6 protein-coding genes are annotated in these 4779 nt (G+C 64.5%); all 6 read left to right on the top strand.

What is annotated here, in order from left to right; genetic code table 11:
* Window positions 1–207: 207 nt before the first annotated feature.
* Complete coding sequence (locus FJ222_12095; GenBank protein MBM4165162.1) at window positions 208–876, top strand: MotA/TolQ/ExbB proton channel family protein; 669 nt, start codon at window positions 208–210, stop codon at window positions 874–876.
* Entirely contained in the window at window positions 866–1264 is a 399-nt protein-coding gene (locus tag FJ222_12090) for a hypothetical protein (protein MBM4165161.1), read from the top strand. The genes FJ222_12095 and FJ222_12090 overlap by 11 nt, the downstream gene beginning before the upstream one ends.
* Window positions 1261–2016, top strand: a complete 756-nt coding sequence (locus tag FJ222_12085) for an energy transducer TonB (GenBank protein MBM4165160.1) — start codon at window positions 1261–1263, stop codon at window positions 2014–2016. The genes FJ222_12090 and FJ222_12085 overlap by 4 nt, the downstream gene beginning before the upstream one ends.
* Before the next feature lie 76 nt (window positions 2017–2092).
* Window positions 2093–2782 (top strand): hypothetical protein, encoded by a 690-nt coding sequence (locus FJ222_12080; GenBank protein ID MBM4165159.1) that lies wholly within the window; start codon window positions 2093–2095, stop codon window positions 2780–2782.
* Complete coding sequence (locus tag FJ222_12075) at window positions 2779–3528, top strand: DUF1573 domain-containing protein (protein MBM4165158.1); 750 nt, start codon at window positions 2779–2781, stop codon at window positions 3526–3528. The genes FJ222_12080 and FJ222_12075 overlap by 4 nt, the downstream gene beginning before the upstream one ends.
* Window positions 3525–4779 (top strand): hypothetical protein (locus FJ222_12070; protein MBM4165157.1); only part of this gene is annotated, 1255 nt, incomplete at its 3' end. The genes FJ222_12075 and FJ222_12070, both read left to right, overlap by 4 nt.

Below are 4779 nucleotides of genomic sequence, written 5' to 3'. Positions count from 1 at the left end.
AACAGCGTCTATCCGGCCAACGGCCGCACCTGGAAGCTCTCCGCCTCCTACACCTTCTGACGCCGCGCCGGGGCGGCCGACCGGAGACGGAGACCCCGGCCCGCCCCCCCCTTTTTCCGTGAACCGAATTTGACTGGACAACGTTTCAAGGAACAGCGATTCTATAACCCGCATACCCACACACTCCCACACCCACACACTCCCGCCATGAACCCCCTCGCCGCCATCACCTTCGCACCCGACTCCCTGTTCGGCACCGCCGTCTCCTTCTTCCAGCGCGGGGGCATGGTGATGTGGCCGCTGTTGATCTGCTCCCTGGTCGCTGTGGCCATGGCGATCGAACGCATCCTCCACTTCTGGCATGAACGGATGGCCGAAGCGCTCGCCGCCAAGACGCTCGACCGTGTATTCGACGCCCTGGCCGAGGGGCGCTTTGCCGAGGCCGAAACCCTGGTTGCCCGGGCGCCGTCCGCCTCGTGCCGCATCCTGGCGGAAGGGCTCCGGCAGCGCGATGTCGCGCTCCAGGATTCCCTCACCGCCGCCGCCGAGCGGGAGATCGGCAGTCTGCGGCACGGGCTGACGATCCTCGACACCATCATCACCCTGGCGCCGCTCCTCGGCATTCTCGGCACCGTCACCGGAATCATTCGCTCCTTTCAACTCCTCAGCACGGGCGGCATCCAGGACCCCACCGCCGTCACTGGCGGTATCGCCGAAGCGCTGATCACCACAGCCGCCGGTCTGATCGTCTCAATCTGTACTCTGATCCCCTTCAACTATTGCGCCTCGTTCGTCCGGCGCCGCACCCGCGATTTTGAGCAGCTTATCCACCGCACCGTCATCGCCTGCGAAAGGGGGAAGGCCCATGGCGCTTGACTCCGGTTTTGATGACCGCGGCTCGCGGCTCGAGATGATCCCGCTGATGGACGTGGTCTTTCTCCTCCTCGTCTTCTTTGTCTATGCGATGTTCACCATGTCGGTCCACCGCGGCGTCCGCGTCGACCTCCCCCGCGCGTCCGGAACAGCCGAGCACGGCGACCGCGTCGTCCTCACAATCACCGCCGACAACCGCATCGCGCTCAACGGCACCTTCGTTTCGCTTGACGATGCCGTGATCGGTGCCGTCGAAGCGTGGCGCGCGAACGCCACACCCGTCCTCATCACCGCAGACCGGCTGGCCGATATCGGCCCCGGCATTGAACTTCTCTCCAAGCTCAAGAACGGCGGCGTCGGCACCGTCGCCTTCCAAGTCGAATCCAAATGAACCTGCCGAACCACAGCCTCGCCTGGAGCCTCTCGCTGGCGCTCCATCTGGCCGCCGCCGCTCTCCTGGGCTGGTTCGCAGGAGCGGCTCTCCTGCGCTCCGATTCCGCCCCGCCGACCATCGCGACGGTTGACATCACCTTCACCGAACCCGTAATCGCGACGGCCTCCGGCGGTACCCTCGCCGCAGCGGAAATGCCCGCTGTTCCCCGTGCCGAGGCGCCGCCAGCCTCGGCCGAAACGCGCATCCCGCCGCCCTCAGAAACGCTGACCAGGGAGACGACGGCGGATGCATCCCTGCCTCTCCCACAAACGGAGCCGCTACCGCGCGTTGTGAGCCAGACCGTTTACGGTGCCGATGCAAAGGCCTCCTGGCTCTCGGATCTCGACAAATGGACCGAGGATGAGGGGGGGGCGTCCTCAGACCGTGACGGCCAACCGGGATCGGGCGACGGCACCGCCACCGGTGAGGGCGTTGGAGACGGCCGCGCCTCGGCCCTTGCATCCATTCGGCCCGTCTACCCCGTCGGTGCCCGCCGTCGCGGCGAAGAGGGACGTGTCGTGATCGAGGCCACGGTTCTGGCCAACGGACACGTCGGCGCCTGGCGGGTGGTCTCTTCGAGCGGATTCAACGAACTCGACCACGCCGCAGAAACCGCCATCCGCCGCGCCCGCTTTTCGCCGGCCACCCGCCGCCACATCCCCGTCACGTCGCGCATCCGCCTAACCTTCATCTTCAACCTCCGCGACTGACATGGCCCGGCGTCGTGAAAGAACAGTAATTCTAAGGGCCTTGCCGGCGCAGCTTGATTCGGATCAAATAGAGACGTTGCGGGATCTGCTGGCCCTACCGTTCGACGGCGCGTTCGGGCTCGAGCCGCTGGCCTTTAACGGCATCAAAAACGGGGCCGCTGACCTGTTGCTGCGTCAGGAGCTTTTTCCGTCCGATCTGGCTTACGACTTCGCCTCGATGTTCGACGATTCGGCCTATGACGAGGTGTGGCGCGATTATTGCCTCCAGATGCTGGTCGATTGTCATCAAAAACTCGCGCTTCGAGAGGGCCCCGAATCCCTGGCCGCCCGCGCGGTGGCGCTGGACACGCTGCGCAGGGCCGCGCGCCTGCATATCCATACCTGGCCGGGCACGGCGCTGTTGGGCCTCGATGCCATCGCCCGATCCAAAACGGGCGATGTGACCGACACGGAGGTCGACGAAATCGCGTCGGCGCTGGCGCTGGACCCTGGTGCTTCGGAAGCGGGGCGGATCACGGCGCTGCGCATCGCGGGCGAACGGCAATTGCCCGGCGTCGCCGATATCGCGCGTGATCTCGCCCAAACCGCTCGGACCGAGACGCTGCGCGCCGCCGCCATCGCGACCCTCGGCGACCTGGGCGTTGCGTCTGATGCCGAATTGCTCGAAAGCCTTTCCGCCGAGCGTGACCCGTTTTTGGCTCAGATCGCCCATGCTGCCAGCAGAAAGCTCGCCGAACGTCACCCAGAAGCGGGAGGGGCGTTATGAGTGAGGCGCTTCGCTTCGTGGCGATCCTGTCTGCTGCCGTCATCACCGCGCACGCGGCGCCGACCGTCCGCTGTGTGCCCCGTGAATTTGATTTCGGTACGCAGACGCCGGGTGCCACGGTCGTCCATCGCTTCCCGGTCACGAATGTTGGGGATGCGCCGCTGACACTCACGGTCGCGCATGCGTGTTGTGGCGCGTCAATGCAGATAGCCCGCTCGCCATTGCCTCCGGGTGAAACCACAGAGGTCATGATCCTCCTGACCCTGACGCATCAACCGGGCTCGGTGCTTCGCGCGCTCTATGTCAAAACCAACGACCCTGCCGTCCCTTTTCTCCGCCTGGCGCTCAACGGCAAGGTCGCCAATCGTGACGCGGCATCAGCCCCGATGGTGCATGACGAGCCAGCCGTGATGGCGTATCCGTCAGAAATTGTGCTGGCTGATTCAGCGAGCACCACCGGGGTGGATCGCGTCGTGGATTTGCACCCGATCAACGGGCGCGCCTTCTCCGTGCGCGCGGTCAAATTCAATGGGGTCACCGGCCGCGTGAGTATGAACCGCGCACCCGATGGCGTGTGGCGGCTGTCGCTCAAGGCCCTGCTGCCGGTGACCGCTTCGCAGGTTGTGCCCGGCGTGGTGGTGGAAACCGATCTTCCAGATCACCACCAGGTCGTGATCCCGATCCGTATAATTTCAGAAAATGCTCGTCTCGTTCACACCGATCAACCCCCGGGAGTCTCTCCATGAACCTGTGCTCCATCCGTCATGCGCGTCAAACGCTCTTTCGTCGTTTCTTTCTCCTTTTTCTGTGCTTAGCCGCGCTCGGTATCGGTATTGTCTATGCGGATGCGACGGATCTGGATGAGGACGGCATCCCGGATGCAATCGAGACGTGGTTGGGGCTGGATGCAACCGTCAACGACGCCGCCGAAGACCTCGATGACGATGGACTCACCAATCTGGAGGAGTATCTCGCTGGCACGGACCCGCTTCACCCCGACACGGATCGCGACGAATGGGACGATGCCGGTGACGATGTGCCGGTCTCCCGCGCGATCTTCCCGTGGGGTGAGCCGCGATTGACGGTTGATCAGGACCTTTTCTACGTGTGGCCTACGTGGGTTTTGGGGGCGTTTCGTGAAGGCGGCGCGTGGAGCACGAACGAACCGTGGGGCTGGATTGCGGAAACATCCGAGGATAGCCTCGTGATCGCTCTGGACCGCGCATCGTTCTCCAATGATCTCTGGATGGCCGTCTCCGCTTCGAATGCCGTTCTCGGGGATCTCACCGCGTCGCTGTGTGATACCAATTTTTTTGCACTGACACCGCCGATTGCCTTGGCGCCCGCCTTGCCGCCCTGGCTGACGAACCGGATGCCGCTCTCCTCTTACCCCTCCGCCACCTTTATCGCCATCCACGCCACCCAGGGGATCAATCGCGTTACCCTCTCCATGCTCTACGTCGATACTGATGGCGACGGCCTCGATGATGACCAAGCCGCGCAACTCGCCGCTACTGGCGACCCCACCAATCCACCCGCACAGCCCGAACCGCCGCCGCTCGTTATCCCCGATCCCGAACCCGCCGGTCACCCATCGCTCCTCATCGGTTTCGAATCGGCCGGAGGTTACGCGCTCGGCGCGCTTCACGCCCAACTCGGCTGGTCCGCCACCGACCACGCCCGGATCGTCAGTGCCGCAGATGCACCCGAAGGGGAACGCTACCTGCTCCTCGAACGCGACCCCTCCGAGGAGCCGCTCGCGCCGGCCCAGGCCGCCCTCGCCCCCACAAACGCTCCAACCGCATCAGCCGTATGGATCTCCCTCAAAATGCGCTGGGCACAGAATGGCCGTCGCCTGCCCCGATCAGCTCTCGGCAGCGCCGCCGTTCTTCTTGAAAACGGTCATGTCGTCGCATTCGATGGCATCCTCGACCGATGGGTGGCATCGGAACGCATCTTCCCCAATGCGGCGACGGGTGCCTGGTCGCGTCTCGATT

The organism is Lentisphaerota bacterium (genome assembly GCA_016873675.1).
Lineage (GTDB): Bacteria > Verrucomicrobiota > Kiritimatiellia > RFP12 > JAAYNR01 > VGWG01.
This window is presented reverse-complemented; position numbering and strand designations above follow the sequence as displayed.